Genomic DNA, 25,542 nt, shown 5'->3' on the forward strand with positions numbered 1-25,542 from the left:
CGTCACTCAGAGAGGCTCACAGCATGCGAGTTACACCGAAGTACCTCGCGCCGGCGCTCGTCGCCGTCGCGGCGCTCACCATGGCCGGTTGCGCACCGACCGCCTCCGGGGGAGGCGACGCCGACGGGGCGGATGCCGCTCCCGTCGCGATCGGCATGATCACGTCGCAGACCGGACCGCTCGCCGCCTACGGCGAGGCCTACACCGCCGGCTTCGAGGCCGGCCTCGACTACGCCACCGAGGGCACGGGCGAGGTCGACGGCCAGGAGCTCGACATCACCTGGGAGGACGACCAGGGCAACCCCGACACCGCGGTCGCCAAGGCCAAGGACCTCATCGGCCAGGGCACCAAGGTGCTCGCCGGCACGGTCGTCTCGGGCATCGCGACCTCGCTCGCCGAGCAGGCCGAGCAGAACGAGATCCTCTACATCTCGGGCCCCGCGGCCGCCGACGCCATCACGGGCGTGAACGGCTACACCTTCCGCTCCGGCCGCCAGACCTACCAGGACGTCGCGACCGCGGGAACCTTCATCGGCGACCCCGACGGCAAGAAGGTCGTCGTCTTCGCCCAGGACACGGCGTTCGGCCAGGGCAACCTCGCCGGTGTCGAGGCCGTGCTCGGCGGCCAGGGCGCCGAGGTCCAGGGCGTGCTCGTCGCCGAGGACGCGACCGAGTTCACGCCGTTCGCGCAGCAGCTCACCGACGCGCAGCCCGACCTGATCTTCGTCGCGTGGGCGGGCGCCTCCTCGGGCGCCATGTGGACCGCGCTGCAGCAGCAGGGCGTCTTCGACGCCGCCCCGGTCGTGACCGGCCTCGGCGACGTCGCGACGTACCAGGCCTACGGCGACGCGTCCGCGGACATCTCGTTCCTCAACCACTACTTCGGCGGCGCCGCGGGCACCGACATCGAGGAGGAGATGATCACCCGCCTCGAGGAGGCCGGAGCCGTGCCCGACCTCTTCTCGGTCGACGGCTTCGTGGCCGCGCAGATGATCGTGCAGGCCGTCCGCGAGGGCGGCGACGACGTCGACGCGATGATCGACGCGCTCGAGGGCTGGACCTTCGAGTCGGTCAAGGGCGAGATCACCGTCCGCGCCGAGGACCACGCGCTCATCCAGCCGATGTACCAGGTCAAGCTCGTCGAGGGCGCCGACGGATGGGCCCCCGAGCTCATCGAGACCGTCGACGCCGAGACCGTCGCCCCGCCGGTCGCCGGCTGACCCATCCCGTTCGACCAGGCACGGAAGGCCCCACCGCGATCATGACCGACCACCCGGCGCTCGAACTCGAGCACGTCGACCTCCGCATCGGCGGCGCGCAGCTCCTCAAGGACGTGTCGCTCGCCGTGCCGGAGGGCGAGATGCTCGGCGTCATCGGCCCGAACGGCGCCGGCAAGACGACGCTCTTCAACATCGTCTCCGGCGTCCTCCGGCCCACCGAGGGCGCCGTGCGCCTCGCGGGCGCCGACGTGACCGCCCAGCCCGTCCACCGTCGCGCCGCGGCCGGCCTCGGCCGCACGTTCCAGACGTCGAGCCTCTTCCCGGCGCTCGACGTGCTCGAGAACGTGCGGCTGGCCGCCCAGGCGCGCGAGGGCCGCGCGGCATCCGTGTTCCGCACCCCGCGGCGCACGGATGCCGCGACCCGGCGAGCCCTCGCCGCCCTCGAGGAGGTCGGCATGGCGCAACGGGCCGGTGCGGGAGCCTCCGGGCTCTCGCACGGCGAGAAGCGGAAGGTCGAGATCGCGATGCTCATCGCGATGGAGCCCCGCGTGATCCTCCTCGACGAGCCCATGGCGGGCGTCGGCTCGGCCGACGTCCCCGCGCTCACCGAGGTCATCCGCGGGCTCCATCGCGGCGGCCGCACCGTGCTCATGGTCGAGCACCACATGGACGTCGTCCTCGGTCTCGCCGACCGGGTCGCCGTCATGCACCACGGCGAACTGCTCGCCGTCGACTCCCCGGAGGCCGTCATGGCGAACCCCACCGTCCAGTCCGCCTACCTCGGGACCGCCGCATGAGCGGGACCGTCGCCGGCGAACCCATCCTGAGCGTCCGCAACCTGTACGGCCGCATCGCCGGCCAGCAGGTGGTCGAGGATGTCTCGTTCGACGTCCCCGCGACCGGCGTCACCGCGCTCCTCGGCCGGAACGGCGTCGGCAAGACGTCGACGATCAAGTCGATCCTCGGCCTGATCGACCGCACGGGCGAGGTGCGCCTGGCCGGCGAGCGCATCGACCGGACGCCCACGCACCGCATCGTCCAGCGCGGCGTCGCCTACGTGCCCGAGGACCGGGAGGTCTTCGGCTCGCTCACGGTGGCCGAGAACCTGCGCCTCGCCGAGCGCGACCGGTCGCCGCGGCGCGAGCTCGTGGCCTCCCTCTTCCCCGACCTGGAGGCCCGGCGCGAGCAGCGCGCGGGCACGCTCTCCGGGGGCCAGCAGCAGATGGTCTCGCTCGCCCGCGCACTCGTCAACGAGAACCGGCTCCTGCTGGTCGACGAGCCGACCAAGGGGCTCGCCCCGCGCATCGTCGACGAGGTCGCCGATGCCCTCGCGGAGGCCGCGCGCACCGCCCCGATCCTCCTCGTCGAGCAGAACCTCATCGTCGTCCGCCGCCTCGCCGAGCGCGTCGTCGTGCTCTCCTCGGGCCGCGTGGTGTTCACGGGGTCGGCCGAGGAGCTCCTCGACGACCATGACCGCGTGCAGCGCTACCTCGGCGTGCACGACGAGCGGGAGGCCGCCTGATGGACACCCTGATCCTGCTGATCGTCACCGGCCTCGGCCTCGGGGCCCTCTACTTCCTGGTCGCGAGCGGTCTCTCGCTCATCTACGGCCTCATGGGCGTGCTGAACTTCGCGCACGGCGCGTTCCTCACGATCGCCGCCTTCCTCGGCTGGGAGGCCGGCCGCCGGATCTCCGACGGCACCTGGACCGGGCTCGCGATCTCCGCGCTCGTCGGCATCCTCGTGGGCGCGACGGTGGCCGTGCTCACCGAGGTGCTCATCATCCGCCGCCTCTACGAGCGGCACATCGAGCAGGCGCTCGTCACGGTCGGCATCTCGCTCGCCGCGGTCGCCCTGTTCGAGGGGATCTGGGGCACCGACCCGATCTACACCGACCGCCCGGCGTGGCTCACGCAGACCACCGAGATCCTCGGGGCACGCATCCCGAACGACCGGTTCCTGCTCATCGCCTGCGCCGCGCTCGTCCTCGGCGGCATCGTGCTCTTCCTCCGGAAGACGCGCTACGGCCTCATCATCCGCGCCGGCGTCGAGAACCGGCACATGGTGACCGCGCTCGGCATCGACGTGCGCCGATCGTTCACGCTCGTCTTCGCGATCGGCGGCGCCGCCGCCGGGCTCGGCGGGGTCCTGGCCTCCGTCTACTACGGGTACGTCTCGGCGCACCTCGGATCGGTGCTGCTCATCTTCGCGTTCATCGTCACCGTCATCGGCGGACTCGGCTCGCTCACGGGCGCCGCGATCGCCTCGGTGCTCGTGGCGGTGCTGCAGCAGTTCGCGAACTTCTACCTCGGCGGCACCGGCGACCTCGTCGTCGTCGTGCTCCTCGCCGCCGTCCTGCTCATCCGCCCGCGTGGACTCATGGGGAAGGCCGCATGACCGCCAAGTCGCTCCGCCTCGTCATCGGCGGCATCCTGCTCGTCGTCGCACTCGCGATCCTCCCGCTGCTCGCGATCGACGTCCCGGGGGTCCTCCCGGGGCCGACCTACACGCCGGGCACGCTCCAGCTGCTCGCGTTCGCCCTGCTGATCGCGGCGCTGGCGCTCACCTACCGCATGATGTTCGGCCTGGCCGGCCTCCTCTCGTTCGGTCACGCGCTGTTCTTCGCCGCAGGCGCCTACGGGCTCGCGATGACGCTCGAGGCCTTCGGACCCGCGGAATGGCCGAGCGCCCTGGTCTTCACCGTCGCGATCGCGGCGACGCTCGTGCTCGGGTTCGTGCTCGCCGCGACCGTCGGGGCGCTCGCGCTGCGGGTCACCGGGATCTCGTTCGCGATGGTGACGCTCGCGTTCGCCCAGGCCGGGTCGGTGCTGATCCGCCGCAATCCCGGCAGCGCGACGGGAGGCGACGAGGGCCTCGCGCTCGACACCGCGCACGTCCCGCCGGAGTTCGTCGGCGTCGTCGACACGCGCAACCTCTACTGGCTCGCGCTCGGCATCCTGGTGCTCGTGTACCTGGTCGTGCTCTGGGTCGAGAAGAGCCGCGCGGGTCACGTCGCCGAGGCGATCCGCGAGAACGAGCTGCGCGTGCGCGTCATCGGCATCCGCCCGTACAACGTGAAGCTCCTGGTGTTCATCGCCGCGTCGGTGCTCGCGTCGGTCGCGGGCATGGGCTACCTCCTCCTGCAGTCCGGCGCGGCACCGCGCATCGCGACGGCCGACTTCACGCTGACGCTGCTCGTCATCGTCGTGCTCGGCGGTGCGGGCGCTCGATGGGGCGCGATCGTCGGCGGTATCGTCTACACACTGCTCGACCAGCGCCTCACGGCGCTCGCCGGGTCGGACGCGATCGCCGCCCTGCCCGACATCCTCCGGGTCCCGCTGTCCGAGCCGCTCTTCATCCTGGGGACGCTGTTCGTCCTCGTGGTGCTGTTCCTCCCGGGGGGCATCGCCGGGCTGCCCGCCCGCATCGCCACGGGCCGCAAGCAGCACCCGGCCGAGCCGGAGGAGACGGTCGATGCCTGACGGAGCCTGCACCCTGGGCCGCTGGACCGCCGATCGGGCGCGCACCGCGCCCGACGCGATCGCGATCGACGACCGCGGGGTGGCGATCACCTACCGCGAGCTCGACGAGCGCGCCGAACGGCTGGCCGGCGGCTTCCGGGCGGCGGGCTACGCGATCGGCGACCGAGTCGCGACGATCACCGGCAACAGCGCCGACCACGTGATCCTGTTCTTCGCGTGCGCGAAGGCCGGGCTGGTGCTCGTGCCGCTGTCCTGGCGCCTGTCGCCCCGCGAGCTCTCCGAGCAGCTCGAGATCGCCGATCCGGTGCTGCTCCTCGTCGAGGACGAGTTCCAGACGCTCTCCCGGGCGACGCTCGGCCGGCTCGCGCGGCGGATCCCGGTCGCGGCGCTCGGCACGCACGGGGTCGAGCAGCGGGTGCCGCATCCGGGTGCGCGGGGCGAGACGCCGACGACCAGGACCGAGGTCCGCGACGACGACACGCTGCTCATCGTCTTCACCTCGGGCACCACCTCGCGCCCGAAGGGCGCGATGCTGACCCACGCGAACTGCTTCTGGACGAACCTGTCGCTCTCGAAGACGATCGCGATCGGCGAGCACGACGTCGTGCTGGCCGTCATGCCCCAGTTCCACGTGGGCGGCTGGAACATCCAGCCGCTGCTCGCGTGGTGGTCGGGCGCGACCGTCGTGCTCGAGCGGACCTTCGACCCGGGCCGCGTGCTGCGCCTGGTGGCCGAGCGCGGGATCACGACCATGATGGGCGTCCCGGCCAACTACCTGTTCCTCGCGCAGCACCCCGACTTCGCGCACACCGACCTGTCGAGGCTCGGGCACGCCGTCGTCGGCGGTGCGCCCATGCCGCCCGCGCTGCTGCGGACGTGGCACGCGCGCGGGGTCGCACTCACCCAGGGGTACGGCCTCACCGAGGCGTCGCCGAACGTGCTCTGCCTGCCCGACCGCGAGGCGCGCGAGCGCGTCGGCTCGGCGGGCCTGCCGTACGCGCACGTCGACGTCGAGGTCGCCGACCCGGCGACGGGCGAGCTCCTCGACGGCGCGGCCGAGGGCGAACTGCTGGTCTCGGGGCCCGGTGTGTTCGCCGGCTACTTCCGCGACCCGGATGCCACGGGCGCGGCACTCCGCGACGGGCGGCTGCACACGGGCGACCTCGTGCGCCGCGACGCGGACGGGTACTTCACGATCGTCGACCGGCTGACCGACGTCTACATCTCCGGCGGCGAGGGCGTCTCGCCCGCCGAGGTCGAGTCGGTGCTCATCGCGCATCCCGCGGTCGCCGACGTCGCGGTGGTCGGGGTGCCCGACGAGCGCTGGGGCGAGGTCGGGTCGGCGTGGGTGGTGCTCCGGCCGGGTGCGATCACGGATGCCGCCGAGCTCGCGGAGTTCGCCCGCGGCTCGCTCGCGGGCTACAAGGTCCCGCGCGACATCCGCTTCATCGACGAGATCCCGCGTTCGACCGCTGCGAAGACGCTCCGGCGCGTGCTCGCCGAACGTGCGGCGCGCCTGGCCGAGGGAGCGGGCGCATGAGCGCCGCACCGCGCACGGCTCGCGGCGAGCAGACCCGGCGGCGGATCCTGGAGGCCGCCGAGCACGTCTTCGCCGAGCACGGGTACACCGAGTCGTCCGTCTCGCGCATCACCGAGCGGGCGGGCGTCGGGCAGGGCACGTTCTACCTGTACTTCGACTCGAAGCTCGACGTCTTCGACGAGCTCGTGGAGGATCTCAACCACCGCGTGCGGCAGGCGATGAGCGAGGGTGCGCGCGGCGCGACGACCCGGCTCGGGGCCGAGCGCGAGGGCTTCGCGGCGTTCTTCCGGTTCACCGCGGAGCATCCGGCGCTCTACCGCGTGGTCCGCGAGGCCGAGTTCGTCTCGCCCGGTGCGCTGAGGCTGCACTACACGCGCATCGTCGAGGGCTACATCGACGGGCTGCGGCAGGCGCAGCAGGGCGGCGAGATCTCGGACATCGACCCGACCGTGGCCGCCTGGGCGCTCATGGGCATCGGCGAGATGATCGGCATGCGCTGGGTGCTGTGGGGCAATGGCGGGGCCGGCGCCGGCGACGACGCCGACCCGACCGCGTCGGGGACCGACGCGGTCCCCGAGCACGTGCTCGACGAGATGATGCGATTCATCGGCGGCGCCCTGGGACGGGGCGACCGCCGGAGCGAAGGGGAGGACTCATGACCGGACTGTCGGGACGGCGGGCGATCGTCACCGGGGGAGCGAGCGGTATCGGCCTCGCGTGCGCCGAGGCGTTCGCGGAGGCCGGGGCGCACGTGACGATCGCCGACCTCAACGGCGAGGCGGCCGCGGCGGCGGCCGAGCGCATCGGCGGCGAGGCCTGGCAGGTCGACCTGGGCGACACCGCGGCGCTCGCCGACCTCGCCCTGGACGCCGACATCCTGGTCAACAACGCGGGCATCCAGCACGTCCGCCCGATCGAGGAGTTCGAGCCCGAGCGGTTCTCGCTGATCCTGCGCATCATGCTCGAGGCCCCGTTCCTGCTGATCCGATCGGCGCTGCCCGGCATGTACGAGCGCGGCTGGGGTCGCGTGATCAACCTGTCGAGCGTGCACGGCCTCCGCGCCTCCCCGTTCAAGTCGGCCTACGTCGCCGCGAAGCACGGCCTCGAGGGGCTGTCGAAGGTCACGGCGCTCGAGGGCGGCCCGCACGGCGTCACGTCGAACTGCGTGAACCCCGGCTACGTGCGCACCCCGCTCGTGGAGAAGCAGATCGCCGACCAGGCGAAGGTGCACGGGATCCCCGAGGAGGACGTGGTCGAGAAGGTCATGCTCACCGAGTCCGCGATCAAGCGGCTCGTCGAGCCCGCAGAGGTCGCCAGCCTCGTGCGCTGGCTCGCGAGCGACGACGCCCGCATGGTCACGGGTGCCAGCTACACGATGGACGGCGGATGGAGCGCGAAATGACCCGACCCGAGCCCTTCTCCGCGACGGTCCGCGGCGGCGACCTCGCCGGCGGTCAGTGGCGGGCGGATGCCGCGGGCGTGCCGATGCTCGCCATCCACGGCATCACGGCGAGCCACCGCGCGTGGCACCACGTCGCCGCCGCGCTGCCCGATCGAAGGATCGTCGCGCCCGACCTGCGGGGTCGCGGACGCTCGGCCGACCTGCCCGGACCCTGGTCGCTCCGCGACCACGCCGACGACCAGCTGCGCGTGCTCGACGGCCTCGGCATCGAGCGAGCGTTCGTCGTCGGGCACTCGATGGGCGCGTTCGTCTCGGTGCGCTTCGCGGCCGCGCATCCCGACCGCGTCGCCGGGCTCGTGCTCGTCGACGGCGGGCTGCCGATCCCGCACCCCGAGGGCCTGGACCCGGAGGAGATCGCCGCAGCGGTCCTCGGTCCGGCGATCGCCCGGCTCGAGATGCGGTTCGCCGACCACGATGCGTACGCCGACTTCTGGAAGGCGCACCCCGCGATCGGGCCGGCCTGGGACGAGCGGGTCGCCGACTACGTCGCCTACGACCTCGTGGGCGCGGAGCCCGAGCTGCGGAGCTCCTCGCGGGCCGAGGCGGTCGCCCAGAACGTGCTCGAGCTCGACGGCGGCGACGGCTACCTCGAGGACCTGCTCGGACTTCCGGGTCCCGTCGACTTCCTCCGCGCCGAGCGCGGGATGCTCGATCAGCCCGAGGCGCTGTACCCTGCCGAACGGGTGGCGGCGGACGCAGAACGGATGCCGGCGCTCCGCGTCACCGACGTCGCGGAGCTCAACCACTACACCATCGTCATGACGGATGCGGGCGCAGCCCGGGTCGCCGCGGTCGTCGCACCGCGGCTCGCCGAGGCCGACGCCGCGGCATCCGTCGGGACGCGTTGACGAGGAGGTCACACGATGACACTGGACAAGACCGTCGGATCGGCCGCGGAGGCCGTCGCCGACATCCCGGACGGCGCATCGCTCGCCGTCGGCGGGTTCGGGCTCTGCGGCATCCCCATGGTGCTGATCCAGGCGCTGCTCGAGCGCCGCGTCGGCGACCTCTCGGTCGTCTCGAACAACTGCGGCGTCGACGACTGGGGCCTCGGGCTCCTCCTCGGCGCCGGCCTCATCCGCAAGATGACCTCGTCGTACGTGGGCGAGAACAAGGAGTTCGAGCGGCAGTACCTCTCGGGCGAGCTCGAGCTCGAGCTGACCCCGCAGGGCACGCTCGCCGAGAAGCTCCGCGCCGGCGGCGCGGGCATCGCCGGGTTCTTCACGCAGACGGGCGTCGGCACCCAGGTCGCCGAGGGCGGCCTGCCGCAGAAGTACGCCGCCGACGGGTCGATCGCGATCGCCTCGAAGGCCAAGCCCGTGCAGACCTTCACGATGCGCGGCGAGGAGCACGAGTTCGTGCTCGAGGAGGCCATCACGACCGACTTCGCGCTCGTCCACGCCCTGAAGGGCGACCGGCACGGCAACCTCGTGTTCGACAAGTCGGCCCGCAACTTCTCGCCGCTCTGCGCGATGGCCGGCCGGATCTGCATCGCCGAGGTGGAGGAGCTCGTCGAGCCCGGCGAGATCGACGCCGACGCCGTGCACCTGCCCGGCATCTTCGTCGACCGCGTCGTCGAAGTGGGGCGCGACATCGAGAAGCGGATCGAACGCCGCACCGTGCGAGAGGGGAACTGACCATGGCGCTCACCAGGCTCGAGATGGCCGCGCGCGCGGCGATGGAGCTCGCCGACGGCTCGTACGTGAACCTCGGCATCGGCCTGCCGACCCTCGTCCCGAACTACGTGCCCGACGGGGTCACCGTCGTGCTGCAGTCCGAGAACGGCATCCTCGGCGTCGGCCCGTACCCGACCGAGGACCAGGTCGACCCCGACCTCATCAACGCCGGCAAGGAGACCGTCACGGTGCTGCCCGGTGCGGCGTACTTCGACTCGGCGACGAGCTTCGGCATGATCCGCGGCGGCAAGGTCGACGCGGCCATCCTCGGCGCCATGCAGGTGTCGAAGGACGGCGACCTCGCGAACTGGATGATCCCCGGGAAGATGGTCAAGGGCCCCGGAGGGGCGATGGACCTCGTGCACGGCGCCCGCAAGCGCATCGTGCTCATGGAGCACGTCGCGAAGGACGGCTCGGCGAAGATCGTCGACTCGTGCTCGCTGCCCCTGACGGGCAAGGGCGTCGTCGACCGGATCATCACCGACCTCGCCGTCATCGACGTGACCCCCGACGGGTTGAAGCTCATCGAGCTCGCCCCGGGCGTGAGCGTCGAGGAGGTCGTGGAGAAGACCGAGCCCGCGCTCGACACCTCCGGCGTCACCGCACTCACGACGTAGACCCACCCGCACCACCCGCACCACCCGCACCACCCCGAAGGCCCGAAGGAGCGCCACATGGACCACATCCTCCCCGGCATCGTCGTGCACCAGCTCACGACGCCGCGCTACACCGCGCAGGTGCTCGAGCGTCCCGCAGCGGACGCCGACGCGCCGCGCGCGACCGTGCTGTTCGTGCACGGCAACGTGTCGTCGTCGCTGTTCTGGCAGCCGACGATGCTCGCCCTGCCGACGGACGTCCGCGCGCTCGCCGTCGACCTCCGCGGCTTCGGCGGCAGCGAGGTGCGGCCGGTCGACGCGACCCGCGGGCTCGGGGACTACGCCGAGGACGTCGCGGCCGTGGTCGACGCCCTCGGGCTCGACGAGGTGCACCTGGTCGGCTGGAGCATGGGCGGCGGCGTCGTGATGCAGGCGCTCCTCGAGCACGAGCTGCCCGTGGCATCCGTCACGCTCGTGAACCCCGTGTCGCCCTACGGCTTCGGGGCGACGGATGCCGCGGGCCGGCTGCTCACCCCGGATGCCGCCGGCTCGGGCGGCGGGGGAGCGAACCCCGACTTCATCGCGCGACTCCAGGGCGGCGATCGGACCGCCGATGCACCGTCGTCGCCTCGCTCGGTGTACCTCGGCACGTACGTGACGCCCGGCTTCGCCTCCGAGCACGACGACCGGTGGGTCGAATCCATGCTCACGACCGCGATCGGCGAGGACAACTACCCGGGTGACGCGCAGCCGTCGGAGAACTGGCCGGGCTTCGCCCCGGGCACGCGGGGCGTGCTCAACACCATGGCGCCGACCCGGTTCGACGTCAGCGGCATCGTCGACCTGGAGGCCAAGCCGCCGATCCTGTGGGTCCGGGGCGCGAACGACGTCATCGTCTCGGACACGTCGCTGTTCGACCTCAACCACCTCGGCGCGCTCGGCGTGATCCCCGGCTGGCCGGGAGCGGACGTGGCGCCTGCGCAGCCGATGGTCGCCCAGACCCGCGCGGTGCTGGAGACATACGCCGAGCGGGGCGGTGCGTACCGCGAGGCCGTGTTCGAGGCGAGCGGCCACTCGCCGCTCCTCGAGGAGCCCGAGCGCTTCGTCGCCGAGCTCGTCGCGCACGTGGTCGGGGAGCCCGAGGCGGCGGCCTGAGCCGGGCGCCTGCACGTGCGCGACTCGGTCCGCCCGATGTCGGGGGTTCGTTGCCAACCCGTGATGCCAGCCGCCGACGCCTCCGCCACTCGGGTTGGGAAGATCGGGGAGACCTGTCCACCCGCGGTCCGGATCGAACCGAATTCGACCGGACCCGTCTCCGAAGGACCGAGGGGACCCGATCCCTGCGCGCCGCCCTGGGCCTCGTCCTCGTCGCGGCGTCGGCCGTGCTGACGACCTCCTGCAGCGCGACGTTCGAGGGCTCCGTGCCCGGTGCGAGCCCGAGCCCCGACGCGGTCGCAGCGTCGGAGCCGACGCCCAGCGCCGAGCCGGATCCACTCCAGCGCGTGAACGCGATCGTCATACGGCCGACGACCGCTGAACTGCAGGCGGACGACGGGAGCGTTGTGGCGTCGATCGATTACCTCGCTCCCGCCGCACCGGCGGTCGCCATGCTCACGGACGTCTTCGAGCGCGAGCCCGAGGTCGAGGACTGGCCGGGGAGCAACCACTTCCCGCCCGCGACCACCGACGACTGGGGCGGCGTGACCGTCATCGAGGCGCGCTTCATCGACGGGTGGGAGGACCGGATCCCCGAACCGATCTACGCCATTGCGCCGACCACCCTCCGCGTGGAGGCGGACCAGGTCGGCGGCGTCGCGCTCCGGACGAACCAGGGCTTCGCCGTGGGCGCAGCATGGGACTCGCTCGACGGCGACCCCGTGTTCGACGCCGACCTGTACACCTGCGGCGGCCGGCCGGTCGAGACCGCGACCGAGGGAGACGAGTCGCCGACCGTGACCGTGAGCCGGTCCGGCGACGCCGCGGACGCGATCGGCCGGATCTCCGCTCCCGAGGTCCTTGCCGAAGGATGCGCCTGACGCGGGCGACGCCACCCCTCCCGCGGCGCGCCGTTTCGTCGCAGGATGGAACCGACCGCATCCCAGCCGACCTGACGGGGGGAGGACGCCATGCAGGGCGCACGAGTCGATCCGGACGCCCCGGTGGCGGATCCGCGGGATCCGCGCAAGCCGTCCTCGCCGTTCCAGATCACCCGTCGCGCGTGGCGGTACCTCGGGCGCCGCGTGTTCCGCGAGTTCATCGACGACGAGTGCCTCGACACCGCAGCGGCGTTGACGTTCTGGGGAACCCTCTCGGTCTTCCCTGGATTGCTCGCCGTCACCTCGCTGCTCGCGCTGGTCGGACAGGGCGGCGCCATCCGCGAGATCCTCGGCCTGGCCGAGCAGGTCGCACCCGGCCCGGTGCTCGAGGTGGTCGAGGAGCCGTTGCGAGCCTTCGCCGGATCTCGAGCGGCGACGGTCGGCTTCCTGACGGGCCTGGTCGTCGCGCTCTGGTCGGCGTCCGGATACATCGCGGCCTTCACCCGTGCGATGAACCGCATCCTGGAGATCGACGAAGGCCGGCCGTTCTGGAAGCTGCGCCCCTTCCAGCTCCTCATCACTGTCGGGGTCATCCTGCTCGTGACGATCGTCGCCGTGATCCTCGTCGTCTCCGGTCCGGTTGCGGATGCCGTCGGCGAGGCGCTCGGCGTCGGCGCGACGCTTCGCACCGCGTGGGATGTCGCGAAGTGGCCCCTGCTCGCGGCGATCGTCGTGGTCGTGGTCGCCCTGCTCTACTACGCGACCCCGAACGCCCGACAGCCGAAGTTCCGCTGGATCAGTCTCGGCGCCGTCATCGCGATCCTCCTGATGCTCGTCGCGTCGGGGGGATTCGCCCTCTACGTCGCGAACTTCGCGACGTACGACCGCACCTACGGCTCGCTCGCCGGCATCGTGGTGTTCCTGCTGTGGCTCTGGATCACGAACGCGGCGCTGCTGCTCGGCGCCGAGTTCAACGCTGAACTCGAGCGCACGCGACAGCTGCAGGCGGGCATCCCGGCGGAGGAACGGCTCAGGATGCCGCCCCGCGGGACGCGCTCGATCGAGAAGGCCGCGGAGCGGCACCGCCGCGACTTCGAGCTCGGCCGTCGCATCCGGCGGGCGCACGACGGTGGACATGACCACCGCGGCGAGCGCGGCGAGGAGCGGGGCGCCTGATCGATGCGTCGGTCCCGGGCCATCCGTTCGATGGAGGCCCCGCCCGGCGACCCGGCCGTAGACTCGGTGTCGTGCCTGCAGTGAATCTCGGAATGCCCAAGGTCCCCGAAGTACTGGCCCCTCGACGCAAGTCGCGCCAGATCAAGGTGGGCAAGGTGCTCGTCGGCGGCGACGCGCCGGTCAGCGTGCAGTCGATGACGACGACGCCGACGCCGAACATCAACGCGACCCTGCAGCAGATCGCCGAGCTCACCGCCTCGGGCTGCGACATCGTGCGCGTCGCGGTCCCGAGCCGCGACGACGCCGAGGCGCTTCCGATCATCGCCAAGAAGAGCCAGATCCCGGTCATCGCCGACATCCACTTCCAGCCGAACTACGTCTACGCCGCGATCGACGCGGGGTGCGCCGCGGTCCGGGTGAACCCGGGCAACATCCGCAAGTTCGACGACCAGGTCGCCGAGATCGCCCGTCGCGCCAAGGAGGCGGACGTCTCGATCCGCATCGGCGTGAACGCCGGCTCGCTCGACCCGCGCCTGCTGCAGAAGTACGGCAAGGCGACGCCCGAGGCGCTCGTCGAATCGGCGGTCTGGGAGGCGAGCCTCTTCGAGGAGCACGACTTCCACGACTTCAAGATCTCGGTCAAGCACAACGACCCGATCGTCATGGTGAAGGCGTACCGCATGCTGGCCGAGCGGGGCGACTGGCCGCTGCACCTCGGCGTCACCGAGGCCGGCCCGGCGTTCCAGGGCACGATCAAGTCGGCGACGGCCTTCGGCATCCTGCTCTCTGAGGGCATCGGCGACACGATCCGCGTCTCGCTCTCGGCGCCGCCCGTCGAGGAGGTCAAGGTCGGCCTGCAGATCCTGCAGTCGCTGAACCTCCGCGAGCGCAAGCTCGAGATCGTCTCGTGCCCGTCGTGCGGGCGCGCGCAGGTCGACGTCTACAAGCTCGCGAACGACGTCACCGACGGCCTCGAGGGCATGAGCGTGCCGCTTCGCGTCGCGGTCATGGGCTGCGTCGTGAACGGCCCCGGTGAGGCGCGCGAGGCCGACCTCGGCGTCGCCTCGGGCAACGGCAAGGGCCAGATCTTCGTCAAGGGCGAGGTCATCAAGACCGTGCCGGAGGCCGAGATCGTCGAGACCCTCATCGCCGAGGCGAACCGCATCGCCGGCGAGATGGGGGCGGATGCCCCGGTCGGCTCGCCGACGGTCGTCACCCCCTAGACGGGCGGCCGTCGCGCACGTCGAGCGGATGGCTCGCGGCCCCTGTCGGCGCGTGTCGGCCACGGGTAGGGTGGCGGCCACGGGCGCCGGGGGAGGCGCTGCGGGAGGTGGGCGCGATGAGCGGCGACGGCTACGAGTACCCGGACGAAGCGGGCTACCCGGACGGAACGGGGACCCTGCACGAGGGCACCGATGAGGCGGACGTGCCGGAGGCGGATGCGGCCGATGCCGCGGCGGAGGACCTCGAGTCGTTCGCGATGGAGGACGAACGGGACGTCGAGGGCGACTGAGGGCGGCGGTCCCTCGCCGGGTCGGCCCGCGGCATCCGCGCTGCATAGAATCGTCGGGTGCCCACACGCCTGACGAACTTCTTCCTCCGCACGCTCCGCGAAGACCCGGCCGACGCCGAGGTCGCGAGCCACAAGCTGCTCGTGCGCGCCGGCTACATCCGGCGCCAGGCTCCGGGCGTGTTCGCGTGGCTGCCGCTCGGCCTGCGGGTGAAGGCGAAGATCGAGCGCGTCGTCCGCGAGGAGATGGAGGCCGCCGGCGCGCACGAGGTGCACTTCCCGGCGCTGCTGCCGCGCGAGCCCTACGAGCAGACCGGCCGCTGGACCGAGTACGGCGACGCCCTCTTCCGGCTGAAGGACCGCAAGGAGGCCGACTACCTCCTCGCCCCGACGCACGAGGAGGTCTTCACCCTGCTCGTGAAGGACCTGTACTCGTCGTACAAGGAACTGCCGCTCACGATCTACCAGATCCAGGACAAGTACCGCGACGAGGCGCGCCCCCGCGCGGGCCTCCTGCGCGGCCGCGAGTTCACCATGAAGGACGCGTACTCGTTCGACGTCTCCGACGCTGGACTCGACGCCAGCTACCAGGCCCAGCGCGACGCCTACGAGCGGATCTTCGCCCGGCTCGGGCTCGACTACGTCATCGTCAAGGCCGATGCGGGCGCCATGGGCGGCTCGAAGAGCGAGGAGTTCCTCCACCCCACGCCGGTCGGCGAGGACACGTTCGTCCGGTCGGCGGGCGGATACGCGGCCAACGTCGAGGCGTTCACGACGGTCGCGCCCGAGCCGATCCCGTTCGACGGCCTGCCCCCCGCCGAGGTGCTCGACTCGCCGAACACGCCGACGATCGCGACGCTCGTCGACCTCGCGAACCTCGAGTACCCGCGTCCCGACGGTCGGGACTGGACCGCCGCCGACACCCTGAAGAACGTGGTGCTCGCGCTCACGCATCCCGACCACACCCGCGAGATCGTCGTCGTCGGCATCCCGGGCGACCGCGAGGTCGACGCCAAGCGCGTCGAGGTGGCGTTCGCCCCGGCCGAGGTCGAGGCGGCGACCGAGGAGGACTTCGCGAGGAACCCCGGGCTCGTCAAGGGCTACATCGGCCCGTGGTCGCCCGACGGCGCCGTGCTCGGCGCGGAGTCGACCACCGGGATCCGCTACCTCGTCGACCCGCGCATCGTCGACGGCACCGAGTGGATCACGGGCGCCAACCTCGACGAGAAGCACGTGTTCGGGCTCGTCGCCGGACGCGACTTCGTCGCGGACGGGACGATCGAGGCGGCGAACGTGCGCGAGGGCGACCCGGCGCCGGATGGCTCCGGACCCGTCGAGCTTGCGCGCGGCATGGAGATCGGCCACGTCTTCCAGCTCGGCCGCAAGTACGCCGAAGCGCTCGGCCTCAAGGTGCTCGACGAGAACGGCAAGCTCGCGACCGTCACCATGGGCTCCTACGGCATCGGCGTGACCCGCATCCTGGCGATCATCGCCGAGCTCAACAACGACGACAAGGGCCTCGTCTGGCCGGCCGCGGTCGCGCCGTTCGACGTGCACGTGCTCGCGACCGGCAAGGACCAGGCGGCGTTCGACGCCGCGGAGCGCGTCGTCGCCGACCTGGAGGCCACCGGACTCGACGTCCTCTTCGACGACCGGCCCAAGCTCTCGCCGGGCGTGAAGTTCGCCGACGCCGAGCTCATCGGCGTGCCGACGATCGTGATCGCCGGCCGCGGCGTCGCCGACGGCGTCGTCGAGGTCTGGGATCGCGCGACGGGCGACCGTACGAGCGTCCCGATCGACGGCGTGCGCGCGGCGCTCGGGCGCTGATCGCCCCCTCCTGACGCGGCGAGGGCCGGTGCGGATGCTCCGCACCGGCCCCCGCGTGTTCCCGCCGCCGTCTCACATGCGCGCGTACTTGGAACGGGCGAAGCAATAGGCGCCGTAGACGATCAGCCCGGCGCCGACGAGCCAGAGCACGACCGTCCCGAAGGGCAGGTCGGCGAGGCTCTTCAACGCGGCGTCGAGGCCACCGGCCTTCTCGGGGTCGTTGGTGAGCGAGGCGACGACCCAGAGCACGCCGACGACGCCGACCGCGATGCCCTTGGCGATGTAGCCGACCGTGCCGAGCGTGAGCACGCCCTTCCGCATCGGATCGGACGGCAGGGAGAGGTGCTTCGCGAAGCGCTGGGTCGCGCCCCGGTAGACGAACGCGATGCCCACCCCGACGATCGCGAGCCCGACCAGGACCAGGAGGAAGACGCCGCCGGGAGCCGCGAGGACCTGGGCGCTGAGCGACTGCGACGACTGGTCGGAGTCGGAACGGCCGCCGAGCGCGTACACGAGGGACGTGATGCCGATCGAGATGTACGCGATGGCGGTCCCGACGTACTTGACGCGGTGCCCCCATTTCTTCTTCGTGTCGGGGTCGCGCTCGAGGAACGCCTCGGTGACCTGCCAGATCGCGAGGGCGAACAGGCCGAGCGCGATGACCCAGAGGAGCACCACGCCGAAGGGGAGGCTCGACACCTGCTGCATCGCACCGCTCTGGTCGGCCTCGCCGCCGGCGCCCTGCGCGACGGAGATCGCGATGCCGCCGATGACGATGTGCACGATGCCGAGCACGACGAAGCCGACGCGCGCGGCGATCTCGAAGGCACGGGAGTTCTGCGCCGCGGTGGCCGCGGCCTTGCCTCTATCGGTCATCATCCGCACAGCGTAGCGACGGCGGTGCCACTCGCGGCAGGTCGCCGCCCATGGTTGCGTGGGGTGGATCCGGAGTGGTATCCGCTCGCGCGATGCCTCCGCGGCGGTTCCCGCCGCGTCCGCCCGCCGTTCACCCGGGGGACGCCGCGGCGTCGACGGGCGGTCATCCCGACCCGACAGGCTCGGCGCGTCTCTCAGGCCCGACGCGCGGGGCGTCCGCGCACTGAACGAGGAGCATCCATGACCATTCCCGAACTCCGTCTCACGCCGGTCTCGCACGCGATCGGCAAGCGGTCGCCCGTGACCTGCCGGTTGAAGTGCGCCGACGCGTGCCTCGGCCCCGAGTGCAACACGTCCTCGAACGCCCACTTCCGCGACATCGCCTCGCAGGCGATCTCGCGTCGTTCGGTGCTCGGGCTCGGCGTCGCCGGCGCCGTCGGCCTCGTGGTCGCCGGTGCCGCAGGCGGCGACGCCGCTCCCGCGTTCGCGGCGAAGCCCGGCACCGCGGGGCTCGCGTTCACTCCGATCGCGCCCGTCGACCGGACGGTGGACGCGTTCACGGTTCCGGCCGGCTACCGCTGGCAGCCGATCATCCGCTGGGGGGACCCGCTGTTCTCGTCCGTCCCGGCCTTCGACTTCGACCACCAGACCGCCGAGGCCCAGGCCGGTCAGTTCGGCTACAACAACGACTACCTCGACATCATCGCCGACCCGAGCGGCAGGACCGGCGTGCTCGTCACGAACCACGAGTACGTGAACCCCGACCTCATGTTCCCCGCGACCGCCGACCCCGAGGAGCGGCGCCGCCGAGGCGAGATCTACAAGGCGGCCATGGGCATGGCCGTCGTCGAGCTGAAGCGCGGCCGCGTCGGCGACCCGTGGGAGTACGTCGTCGACGGCCGGCGCAGCCGACGGCTCACCGTCGAGTCCACGTTCGAGCTCACCGGCCCGGCGGCCGGCTCCGACCTGCTGAAGACCGCCGCCGACCCCGAGGGCCGCTGGGTGAAGGGCACCGTCGGCAACTGCGCGGGCGGGACGACACCCTGGGGCACGGTGCTCTCGGGCGAGGAGAACTTCAACGGCTACTTCGCCTGGGCCGCCGACACGGCCGAGCAGCGTCGCTACAGCGGCAGTTCGACCACGTCGACCGAGACCGGATGGGAGCAGTACGACGAGCGCTTCGACGCGCACCACCCTGGGTACGTCAACGAGCCGAACCGCTTCGGCTGGATCGTCGAGATCGACCCGAGCGACCCGACGTCGACGCCGAAGAAGCACACGGCGATGGGCCGCTTCAAGCACGAGGGTGCGAACGTCATCATCGCCGAGGACGGCCGCGCCGTCGCGTACATGGGCGACGACGAGCGCAACGACTACCTCTACAAGTTCGTCTCCAGGGGACGCTACACGGCGGCGACCACGACCGGGGCGCGCAAGCGGAACATGACGCTCCTCAGCGAGGGCGACCTCTTCGTCGCGCGCTTCTCCGGCAACTCGCCGGCCTCCGAGATCACGGGCGCCGGTGCGCTGCCGACCGACGGCGCCTTCGACGGGACCGGCGAGTGGATCGCACTCACCCGCGGCGGCGAGAGCGTCGTGCCGGGCATGACGACGGAGCAGGTCCTCGTGTACACGCGCCTCGCCGCCGACCTCATGGGCGCGACGAAGATGGACCGCCCCGAGGACGTCGAGCCCAACCCGGTGACCGGCAAGGTGTACCTCGCACTGACGAACAACAGCCGCCGCACGGTCGCGACCCTCGACGAGGTCAACCCGATCACCGGCAACCGGTACGGCCACGTCGTCGAGCTCACCGAGACGTCGGGCCAGGGCGGCGAGACGTTCGGGTGGAGCATCCTGCTCCTCTGCGGCGACCCGGCGGTCACCGACTACACCTACTTCGCCGGCTTCCCGAAGGAACTCGTCTCGCCGATCTCGTGCCCCGACAACGTCGCGTTCGACTCCGAGGGCAACCTGTGGATCTCGACCGACGGCGCGCCCAGCACGATCGGCTACAACGACGGCCTGTTCCGCGTGCCGCTCGAGGGCGACCAGCGCGGGAACGTGCAGCAGTTCCTCGCGGTGCCGCGCGAGGCCGAGACGTGCGGCCCCGTGATCCACGACCGCGAGGGGTTCGTGTTCGTCGCGGTGCAGCACCCCGGCGAGAACGGCGCGGTCGGCGCGCAGACGTCGTACTTCCCGGACTACGTCGCGGCGCACTCCGGCGACAGGGTCGCCGCGCCGCGGCCGTCGGTCGTGCAGGTCTGGAAGGGCTGAGCAGCCGGATCGAAGGGGCGGTGACGGATGCCGCGGCATCCGTCATCGCCCCTTCGCTCACGCCTCGGCGCGGCGCTGCGCCCGCGGTGCCCCGACCAGTGCGACGCCGACCGCGGAGAGCACCGCGAACCCGGCGTCGGGGATCCAGGTGCCGAGCGCGGCGACGTGCCAGACGAAGAAGAGCGGGAACGCCCAGAGGCCGACGCGGACGACCCGCGAGCCGAGCCCGCCGACCACCGCGACGATGCCGAGCACGGCGGCGAGGGCGCCGAAGGAGGCGATGAGCACGGTCGCCGACGCCGGGAACGGGTCGTCGGCGAACAGGACCGACATGGCGAACACCGCGGAGACGGCGAACAGGGCGACGAGGATGCCCTGCCCGATCCTGGCGCGCGCGCCGGGTCGCCCCCGATCGGGGGCGGTTGTCGCTCGGCCGTCCGGTCCGGACCCGGCGGCGCCTTCGAGGTCGGTCTGGGTGCTGGACATGTTCGTTCCCCTCTCGTGGCCGCGAACCACGCGGTGCGTCGGCTGATCCGGGTGGCTCCCGGCGACGCCAGCCAATCGCGGCCGCCGTACGGACGCACTGCGGTGGACCGCACGACCGCTGCGGTCGACCGCACGATCGTGCGGCGCCGATCGGTGGCATACTGCGGGCATGCCTCGGATGCGGTCGGCAGTCGGTGCGGTCGTCCTCGCCGCGACGGCCGCCGCCGCGCTGGTCGCGGCGGTGCTCGCGGCACCGCTCCCGCTCGCCGAGACCGCCCCGACGCTCATCGTCCCCGTGATGTTCGTCCTCGCCGGCCTCCTCGGCCCGATCTGGCGGGCGAGTGCGTTCACGTGCAGCGCCGTCGCCGGGATCGGGGTGCTGCACCTCGTGGCCCTGGCCGTCTCGGCGCTCGCGCTCGCCGATCCCGGACCGGGCCTCGCGTGGCACCTCGCCTCCCAGGTCGCCTTCGTCGCCGGCTTCGGCCTGCTCGTGCCCCTCGCAGCCGGCTACCCCGACGGTCCCGTCCCGCGGTGGTCGTTCGTCGTCCTCGGCGCCGGCCTGGCGATTCCCGTACTCGCCGCGTTCGCCGGGCCGACGCCGGCGGTCCTCGACGGCACCACGATGCTCGGACCGGTCGCCGAGGTGCTGCCCGGCTGGATCGCCTCCGCGAGCGCGCTCGTGTTCGTGCTGCCCGCGGCGTCCGTCGTCGTCGGCCTCGTCCGGCTCGCGCGCGGCGACCGGGCGCTGCGTCGCCGGCTCGCGTGGCCGCTCGCGGCGCTCGCTGCGATGGCCTCGGTCGTCGCGGTCGGCGCCGCGCTCCAGTCGACGGCGGCGGGACTCACGACGGCCCTGTTCCTCGCCTCCTCGCCGCTCGTGCCCGTCGGCCTGATCGCCGGCGCCCGCCTGGACGACGAGGCCGATGCGGACGCGGAGGCCCGGCGGCTGCGACGGGAACTCCAGTCGATCGCCGCGCGGCTCGAGGCCGCGTCGCGCGCACTGCCGGCCGGGCAGGGGGAGGTCGCCGCGCCGGCACCGCACGCCGCAGACGCCGCGGTCCCCGACCCGCGACTCGACCGCCTGACCGACCGCGAGTCCGCCGTGCTCGCGCTCGTCGCGGCCGGCCGCAGCAACCCGGCGATCGCACGCGAACTGCACGTGTCGCTCTCGGCCGTCGAGAAGCACGTGAATGCGATCTTCCAGAAGCTCGGACTGCAGGCCGGGCCCGACACGCATCGCCGCGTCGCGGCCAGCCTCGCCTACCTGCGCGATCGGCGCTGAGCGGCGTCGGGTACTCGCTCGACCGCCACGGATAGCGAACGGATAGCGCCCTGATGAAGGCTCGGAACACGAGAGGGGAGCACGCACCGGGCTCCCCGGCCGAGGGCGACGATCACCCGCCGCCCGCCGCAGGGTTCGAGAGGTGGAGGCAATGATGTTCGCAGCGAACACGGAACACGGGGCCGTGCACCGGCGCATCGCAGGAGTCGCGACGGCGGCCGCGCTGCTGCTCACCGGGTGCGCCTCGGGAGGTCAGGGCGGCCAGCCCGCGGCCACCGCGGCCGCCGGTACGGAGGCTGCCGCCGAGGCGGAGTGGGACGACCCGATCTGGGAGGCCTACGGCGAGGAGGGGGAGTACGTCGAGGAGATCGAGGGCGTCGCCGAGGACTTCCCCGCGCAGTTCCCGCTTCCGGACGGGGAACTCGTCTACTCCAGCGTGGCTCCGGGGGTCTGGGACATGATCTTCGAGATGGACGAGCCCGAGCCGCAGGCGGAGCAACTGGCCGAGCGGATCGGCGAGATCGTCCCGCAGGTCTGGAACGGCCCGCTCCGCGGCGGAGACGAGGGCGAGCGCTGGGGCTTCGTCGACGACGACTTCGTCGTCGCGCTCGAGATGCGACCCGGTCCCTTCCCGCCGCCGATGGTGGGCATCACCGTCCTCGAGCGGTGACCCCGTCCCGTTGACGCGATGGGCGGGCGGGCCGACACTGCCATCATGACCGTGTGCGTGCTCGGTCCCCTCGACACCGGCGGGCCGGCGCTGAGCCCGAGGGAGCGGACCATCCTGTCCGCCCTGGTCGTGCGGCGCGCACGCTCGGTCTCACCGGACGAGCTGGCCGACGCATGCTGGGGCGAGCAGCCCCCGCAGACATGGACGCAGCAGGTCCAGAACGCGATCGCGAGGATCCGCTCGCGCCTCGGCAGGGACGCCGTGCTCACGGTCGCAGGCGGGTACCGTCTGGGCGTCCCGGATGGCGCGATCGATGCCGTGACCTTCGAGCGCGAGGTGTCGCGGGCGCGGCGCTTCGGGCTGGAGGGCGCGCACGACCGCGCGGCCGCCGCCTATGGCCGTGCGCTCGACCTGTGGCGCGGCGATCCGTACCCGGACGTCCCCGATTGGCCGCCCGCGCGCGCCGAGGCGATGCGCCTCGCCGAGATCCACGCCGACGCCGAGGAGGAGCTGCTCGACGCGCGGCTCCGCCTGGGCGAGGACGCGGCGGTGATCCCGGATGCCGAGCGGATGGTGCGGGAGTCGCCGTTGCGCGAGCACCGCTGGGCCGTCCTCGCCCTCGCGAACTACCGTGCCGGACGCCAGGCCGAGGCGGTCGGGGTCCTCCGATCCGCCCGCGTGCGGATCGTCGAGGAGCTGGGGCTCGACCTCGGCGGCGAGCTCCGCGGCCTGGAGGTCGACATCCTCCGCCACGATCCCGCACTCGAGCCGGACGCGGCACCGGCGGGCGAGCGGCCGAGCGGCGTGGACGAGACGTGCCCGTACCGCGGCCTCGCCGCGTACGACGTCGACGACGCGGCGCTGTTCTTCGGACGAGATCGCGACGTCGGTGCGATCCTCGCCCGCGTCCGCCCCCGAGCGGTCGTGACGATCGTCGGCCCGAGCGGCTCCGGCAAGTCCTCGGTGCTGCGCGCGGGCGTCGTGCCCCGGTTGCGCGAGATCGGCCGGCAGGTCGTCGTCATCACGCCCGACGAATCGGGCCTGGCGGAGCTCCGCGACGCGGTGTCGGGCGATCCCGCCACGCTCGCGGTCGACCAGGCGGAGGAACTGCTCGAGCTGCCGGGCGACGAGCTGCGCGAGCTCGCCGCACTCATCCGCTCGTGGCTCGATGCCGGCGGCAGCATGCTCCTCGCGCTCCGCTCGGACTTCCTGGACCGGGCCAGCGCGGTCCCGGTGATCGGCACGGCGCTCGGCCAGGACGTCTACGCGCTCGCCCCGATGGCCGAGGACGGGCTCCGGCTCGCGTGCACGGGGCCCGCGGAGGCGGCGGGGCTCTCCCTCGAGACCGGCCTGGTCGAGGTGATCCTCCGCGACGCCGGGAACCGCTCCGCCATCCTCCCGGCGCTGTCCCACGCCCTCGCCGCGACGTGGAGCCGTCGCGACGGTGCGACCCTCACGCTCGAGGGATACGACGCCGTCGGCGGGATCGCCGGCGCGATCGCCCGTTCCGCCGAGCAGGTCTACGGCGCCCTCGGAACCGGCGGACGAGAGGCCTGCCGCTCGCTCATGATGCGACTGGTCGAGCGCACTCCCGAGGGCGCGACCGTCCGCCGCCGCGTGCCGCTCGACACGCTCACCGGCGGCGCCACGCGCCGGGCCGTCGTCGAGTCCCTGGTCGCGGCGAGACTCGTCACGATCGACCGGGACTCGGCGATCATCGCCCACGAGGCCGTCGGTCGGGCCTGGCCGCGGCTGGACGCCTGGCTCGACGAGGATGCGGGAGATGCGCGGATGCTGCGTCGGACCGAGGCGGCCGCGGCTGCGTGGGATGCCGCCGGGCGACCGGACGACGAGCTCATGCGCGGTGCGAGCCTGCAGGCGACCGTCGAATGGCGGGATCGCACTGCTGCCGGCCTCACGAGCACCGAGTCCGACTTCATCACCGCGTCGCTCGCCGCGCACCGCGACGAGGTGCGGGAACTGGAGGAGCGCGCGGAACGGGAGCGCGCGATCAACCGCAGGCTGCGCGTCGCACTCGCGGTCTCGGCGATCCTCGCCGTGATCGCCGTGATCGCCTCGGGCGTCGCGGTGGTCCGGAGTGCGGACGCCGAGGCCGCCGCCGAGGAGGTCCGCATCGAGGCGCTCACCTCGACGGCGTCGAGCGCGGCGACGGACCGGGAGGTCGCGGCGCTCGTGGCCGTGGAGATCCACCGGCGCTGGCCCGAGGACCCGCGTGCCGCGATCGCGCTGCAGGGCGCCTTCGGCAACGCGGACGGATTGATGCGCACGATGAGGTTCCCAGATGCGGTGAGCGTGGCCGCGGCGGTCGTCCCCAGAACCCGCACGGCCCTCATCACCGTCGATCCGGCCGCGGAGGGCGGTGCCGCCGGCTCCGGCCCCGCCACGATGATCCTCGACCTCACCACCGGGGAGGTCGTGCGCGAACTGGACGTGGACCTGCCCTCCCTCGGGGGCGAGGCGGCTCGCAGCGTGAGCCGTTCGGCCGCCCCGTACCGACAGGTGATCGTCAGCGAGGACGGCTCGACGGCGCTGATCCACACTCGTCGCCCCTCGTCGGCCGAGCCCGGGGCCTGCTGCGTGAGCGACCTCGTGGGCGTGCCCCTGCGCTCGAGCGGGTTCGCGCTCGAGGCGACGACCCTCGACGTGGATCTCAGGGATCGCCCGGCGCTCGCCCCCGACGGGCGCGCCGCCTACCTGCTCCTGCGGGGCGCGGGAGAGCCGGCGATGGTCGACCTGGCGACCGGCCGCCTCATCCGTCCGTCCGAGGCCGCAGCGACGTCCGAGGACGCGACCGGCCTCCAGCGGATCGCGTTCGTCGACGGCCGCGTGGTCGCCGGCGCGGGCGACCACCTCCGCGTCTACGACGCCGAGACGCTCGCGCTCGCCGGGGTCATCGACCTGCCCGTCGAGGGGAACGTCTCGATGACCTCGCTCCTCATGGCGTCGGACGGGACCGGCGGGCTGCTGGTGATGTCCTCGGACCGGGCGGCGCGCATCGGCGTTCCATCGGGTGAGGTGCGCTGGGTCAGGACCGACCTCCGTTGCGGGACGGTCCTCGTCCCCCCGGCATCGGGCTTCCTCTGCAGCCGCGTCGACGGGATCTGGTCGTACGACCTCGACACCGGGCAGCCGCTGCGCCGGCTCCTGGAGCCGCTTGAATCATGGACGTCCACGATGGACTGGATCGCGGGCGCCGCCGAGATCGTGACGGTCACGCGCGATCCCGCCACGATCCGGCGCTGGCGGCCGGACGGCGGGATCGCCGTCCGCGACCTCGACGCCATGCGCGACGCCGCGTGCGCGCTCGCCGCGCGTCAGCTCACGAGGACGGAATGGGCGGATCACTTCGGCGACGAGCCGTACCGGCGCACCTGCCCCGACGCGCCCTGACCGGCCGCACTCGCCCGT

At 72.6% G+C, this 25,542-nt stretch carries 23 protein-coding genes; 21 read left to right on the plus strand and 2 right to left on the minus strand.

The features are described from left to right. Positions 1–23 precede the first annotated feature (23 nt). The 17 genes from ABME02_RS11795 to ABME02_RS11875 all read left to right on the plus strand — a co-directional run bounded on the left by ABME02_RS11795 (position 24) and on the right by ABME02_RS11875 (position 16,525). Positions 24–1,220, plus strand: coding sequence for a substrate-binding domain-containing protein (locus tag ABME02_RS11795; protein WP_353815527.1), 1,197 nt, complete (start codon positions 24–26; stop codon positions 1,218–1,220). A gap of 41 nt (positions 1,221–1,261) precedes the next feature. Beyond that, positions 1,262–2,017, plus strand: coding sequence for an ABC transporter ATP-binding protein (locus ABME02_RS11800; RefSeq protein WP_353815528.1), 756 nt, complete (start codon positions 1,262–1,264; stop codon positions 2,015–2,017). Further along, complete coding sequence (locus tag ABME02_RS11805; RefSeq protein ID WP_353815529.1) at positions 2,014–2,742, plus strand: ABC transporter ATP-binding protein; 729 nt, start codon at positions 2,014–2,016, stop codon at positions 2,740–2,742. The genes ABME02_RS11800 and ABME02_RS11805 overlap by 4 nt, the downstream gene beginning before the upstream one ends. Beyond that, complete coding sequence (locus ABME02_RS11810; RefSeq protein ID WP_353815530.1) at positions 2,742–3,617, plus strand: branched-chain amino acid ABC transporter permease; 876 nt, start codon at positions 2,742–2,744, stop codon at positions 3,615–3,617. Before ABME02_RS11805 ends, ABME02_RS11810 begins: the two co-directional genes overlap by 1 nt. After that, complete coding sequence (locus ABME02_RS11815; protein ID WP_353815531.1) at positions 3,614–4,702, plus strand: branched-chain amino acid ABC transporter permease; 1,089 nt, start codon at positions 3,614–3,616, stop codon at positions 4,700–4,702. The genes ABME02_RS11810 and ABME02_RS11815 overlap by 4 nt, the downstream gene beginning before the upstream one ends. Next, positions 4,695–6,242: a class I adenylate-forming enzyme family protein gene (locus tag ABME02_RS11820; RefSeq protein ID WP_353815533.1), complete on the plus strand. Its 1,548-nt coding sequence runs from the start codon at positions 4,695–4,697 to the stop codon at positions 6,240–6,242. Before ABME02_RS11815 ends, ABME02_RS11820 begins: the two co-directional genes overlap by 8 nt. After that, a complete protein-coding gene (locus tag ABME02_RS11825) occupies positions 6,239–6,901 on the plus strand; it encodes a TetR/AcrR family transcriptional regulator (protein WP_353815534.1) in 663 nt (220 codons plus the stop codon). The genes ABME02_RS11820 and ABME02_RS11825 overlap by 4 nt, the downstream gene beginning before the upstream one ends. Next, on the plus strand, positions 6,898–7,644 hold the full coding sequence (locus ABME02_RS11830; RefSeq protein ID WP_353815535.1) for a 3-hydroxybutyrate dehydrogenase: 747 nt from the start codon (positions 6,898–6,900) through the stop codon (positions 7,642–7,644). Before ABME02_RS11825 ends, ABME02_RS11830 begins: the two co-directional genes overlap by 4 nt. Next, positions 7,641–8,552 (plus strand): alpha/beta hydrolase, encoded by a 912-nt coding sequence (locus tag ABME02_RS11835; RefSeq protein WP_353815536.1) that lies wholly within the window; start codon positions 7,641–7,643, stop codon positions 8,550–8,552. Before ABME02_RS11830 ends, ABME02_RS11835 begins: the two co-directional genes overlap by 4 nt. 15 nt (positions 8,553–8,567) lie before the next feature. Further along, the gene (locus ABME02_RS11840) at positions 8,568–9,341 is read left to right on the plus strand and encodes a CoA transferase subunit A (protein WP_353815537.1); all 774 of its coding nucleotides are present in this window, start codon (positions 8,568–8,570) and stop codon (positions 9,339–9,341) included. A 2-nt stretch (positions 9,342–9,343) separates the two neighbouring features. Next, positions 9,344–9,997 (plus strand): CoA transferase subunit B, encoded by a 654-nt coding sequence (locus ABME02_RS11845; RefSeq protein ID WP_353815538.1) that lies wholly within the window; start codon positions 9,344–9,346, stop codon positions 9,995–9,997. Between the two features lie 57 nt (positions 9,998–10,054). Next, positions 10,055–11,131: an alpha/beta fold hydrolase gene (locus tag ABME02_RS11850; RefSeq protein WP_353815539.1), complete on the plus strand. Its 1,077-nt coding sequence runs from the start codon at positions 10,055–10,057 to the stop codon at positions 11,129–11,131. A 227-nt stretch (positions 11,132–11,358) separates the two neighbouring features. Beyond that, positions 11,359–12,012: a hypothetical protein gene (locus ABME02_RS11855; RefSeq protein ID WP_353815540.1), complete on the plus strand. Its 654-nt coding sequence runs from the start codon at positions 11,359–11,361 to the stop codon at positions 12,010–12,012. Positions 12,013–12,102: 90 nt separating this feature from the next. Further along, positions 12,103–13,188, plus strand: a complete 1,086-nt coding sequence (locus ABME02_RS11860) for a YihY/virulence factor BrkB family protein (protein ID WP_353815541.1) — start codon at positions 12,103–12,105, stop codon at positions 13,186–13,188. Between the two features lie 92 nt (positions 13,189–13,280). Further along, positions 13,281–14,411, plus strand: a complete 1,131-nt coding sequence (gene ispG, locus ABME02_RS11865) for a flavodoxin-dependent (E)-4-hydroxy-3-methylbut-2-enyl-diphosphate synthase (protein WP_353815605.1) — start codon at positions 13,281–13,283, stop codon at positions 14,409–14,411. A 116-nt stretch (positions 14,412–14,527) separates the two neighbouring features. After that, positions 14,528–14,701 (plus strand): hypothetical protein, encoded by a 174-nt coding sequence (locus ABME02_RS11870; RefSeq protein WP_353815542.1) that lies wholly within the window; start codon positions 14,528–14,530, stop codon positions 14,699–14,701. Positions 14,702–14,758: 57 nt separating this feature from the next. Then, positions 14,759–16,525, plus strand: coding sequence for a proline--tRNA ligase (locus ABME02_RS11875; protein WP_353815543.1), 1,767 nt, complete (start codon positions 14,759–14,761; stop codon positions 16,523–16,525). Positions 16,526–16,597: 72 nt separating this feature from the next. Here ABME02_RS11875 and ABME02_RS11880 read toward each other — a convergent pair whose 3' ends face one another. After that, a complete protein-coding gene (locus tag ABME02_RS11880; RefSeq protein WP_353815544.1) occupies positions 16,598–17,404 on the minus strand; it encodes a DUF1206 domain-containing protein in 807 nt (268 codons plus the stop codon). Between the two features lie 237 nt (positions 17,405–17,641). Here ABME02_RS11880 and ABME02_RS11885 point away from each other — a divergent pair, with 237 nt between their 5' ends. After that, positions 17,642–19,678 (plus strand): PhoX family protein, encoded by a 2,037-nt coding sequence (locus tag ABME02_RS11885; RefSeq protein WP_353815545.1) that lies wholly within the window; start codon positions 17,642–17,644, stop codon positions 19,676–19,678. A 57-nt stretch (positions 19,679–19,735) separates the two neighbouring features. On the opposite strand, the gene ABME02_RS11890 is transcribed toward ABME02_RS11885, so the two are convergent. After that, on the minus strand, positions 19,736–20,164 hold the full coding sequence (locus ABME02_RS11890) for a hypothetical protein (RefSeq protein WP_353815546.1): 429 nt from the start codon (positions 20,162–20,164) through the stop codon (positions 19,736–19,738). Positions 20,165–20,333: 169 nt separating this feature from the next. Between ABME02_RS11890 and ABME02_RS11895 the strand changes: the two genes are divergently transcribed. The 3 genes from ABME02_RS11895 to ABME02_RS11905 all read left to right on the plus strand — a co-directional run bounded on the left by ABME02_RS11895 (position 20,334) and on the right by ABME02_RS11905 (position 25,524). Beyond that, positions 20,334–21,443, plus strand: a complete 1,110-nt coding sequence (locus ABME02_RS11895) for a helix-turn-helix transcriptional regulator (protein ID WP_353815547.1) — start codon at positions 20,334–20,336, stop codon at positions 21,441–21,443. Positions 21,444–21,594: 151 nt separating this feature from the next. Further along, positions 21,595–22,113, plus strand: coding sequence for a hypothetical protein (locus tag ABME02_RS11900; protein WP_353815548.1), 519 nt, complete (start codon positions 21,595–21,597; stop codon positions 22,111–22,113). 45 nt (positions 22,114–22,158) lie between these two features. After that, entirely contained in the window at positions 22,159–25,524 is a 3,366-nt protein-coding gene (locus ABME02_RS11905) for an nSTAND1 domain-containing NTPase (RefSeq protein WP_353815549.1), read from the plus strand. The last annotated feature ends 18 nt before the right edge of the window (positions 25,525–25,542 follow it).

It is taken from the genome of Agromyces zhanjiangensis (genome assembly GCF_040496055.1).
Classification (GTDB): Bacteria; Actinomycetota; Actinomycetes; order Actinomycetales; family Microbacteriaceae; genus Agromyces; species Agromyces zhanjiangensis.

Bases quoted from the DNA above. Each gene is read 5' to 3' on its own strand.
- ABME02_RS11795 (WP_353815527.1), top strand. From the start codon at position 24: ATGCGAGTTACACCGAAGTACCTCGCGCCGGCGCTCGTCGCCGTCGCG.
- ABME02_RS11800 (WP_353815528.1), top strand. From the start codon at position 1,262: ATGACCGACCACCCGGCGCTCGAACTCGAGCACGTCGACCTCCGCATC.
- ABME02_RS11805 (WP_353815529.1), top strand. From the start codon at position 2,014: ATGAGCGGGACCGTCGCCGGCGAACCCATCCTGAGCGTCCGCAACCTG.
- ABME02_RS11810 (WP_353815530.1), top strand. From the start codon at position 2,742: ATGGACACCCTGATCCTGCTGATCGTCACCGGCCTCGGCCTCGGGGCC.
- ABME02_RS11815 (WP_353815531.1), top strand. From the start codon at position 3,614: ATGACCGCCAAGTCGCTCCGCCTCGTCATCGGCGGCATCCTGCTCGTC.
- ABME02_RS11820 (WP_353815533.1), top strand. From the start codon at position 4,695: ATGCCTGACGGAGCCTGCACCCTGGGCCGCTGGACCGCCGATCGGGCG.
- ABME02_RS11825 (WP_353815534.1), top strand. From the start codon at position 6,239: ATGAGCGCCGCACCGCGCACGGCTCGCGGCGAGCAGACCCGGCGGCGG.
- ABME02_RS11830 (WP_353815535.1), top strand. From the start codon at position 6,898: ATGACCGGACTGTCGGGACGGCGGGCGATCGTCACCGGGGGAGCGAGC.
- ABME02_RS11835 (WP_353815536.1), top strand. From the start codon at position 7,641: ATGACCCGACCCGAGCCCTTCTCCGCGACGGTCCGCGGCGGCGACCTC.
- ABME02_RS11840 (WP_353815537.1), top strand. From the start codon at position 8,568: ATGACACTGGACAAGACCGTCGGATCGGCCGCGGAGGCCGTCGCCGAC.
- ABME02_RS11845 (WP_353815538.1), top strand. From the start codon at position 9,344: ATGGCGCTCACCAGGCTCGAGATGGCCGCGCGCGCGGCGATGGAGCTC.
- ABME02_RS11850 (WP_353815539.1), top strand. From the start codon at position 10,055: ATGGACCACATCCTCCCCGGCATCGTCGTGCACCAGCTCACGACGCCG.
- ABME02_RS11860 (WP_353815541.1), top strand. From the start codon at position 12,103: ATGCAGGGCGCACGAGTCGATCCGGACGCCCCGGTGGCGGATCCGCGG.
- ispG (WP_353815605.1), top strand. From the start codon at position 13,281: ATGCCCAAGGTCCCCGAAGTACTGGCCCCTCGACGCAAGTCGCGCCAG.
- ABME02_RS11870 (WP_353815542.1), top strand. From the start codon at position 14,528: ATGAGCGGCGACGGCTACGAGTACCCGGACGAAGCGGGCTACCCGGAC.
- ABME02_RS11880 (WP_353815544.1), bottom strand. From the start codon at position 17,404: ATGATGACCGATAGAGGCAAGGCCGCGGCCACCGCGGCGCAGAACTCC.
- ABME02_RS11885 (WP_353815545.1), top strand. From the start codon at position 17,642: ATGACCATTCCCGAACTCCGTCTCACGCCGGTCTCGCACGCGATCGGC.
- ABME02_RS11890 (WP_353815546.1), bottom strand. From the start codon at position 20,164: ATGTCCAGCACCCAGACCGACCTCGAAGGCGCCGCCGGGTCCGGACCG.
- ABME02_RS11895 (WP_353815547.1), top strand. From the start codon at position 20,334: ATGCCTCGGATGCGGTCGGCAGTCGGTGCGGTCGTCCTCGCCGCGACG.
- ABME02_RS11900 (WP_353815548.1), top strand. From the start codon at position 21,595: ATGATGTTCGCAGCGAACACGGAACACGGGGCCGTGCACCGGCGCATC.
- ABME02_RS11905 (WP_353815549.1), top strand. From the start codon at position 22,159: ATGACCGTGTGCGTGCTCGGTCCCCTCGACACCGGCGGGCCGGCGCTG.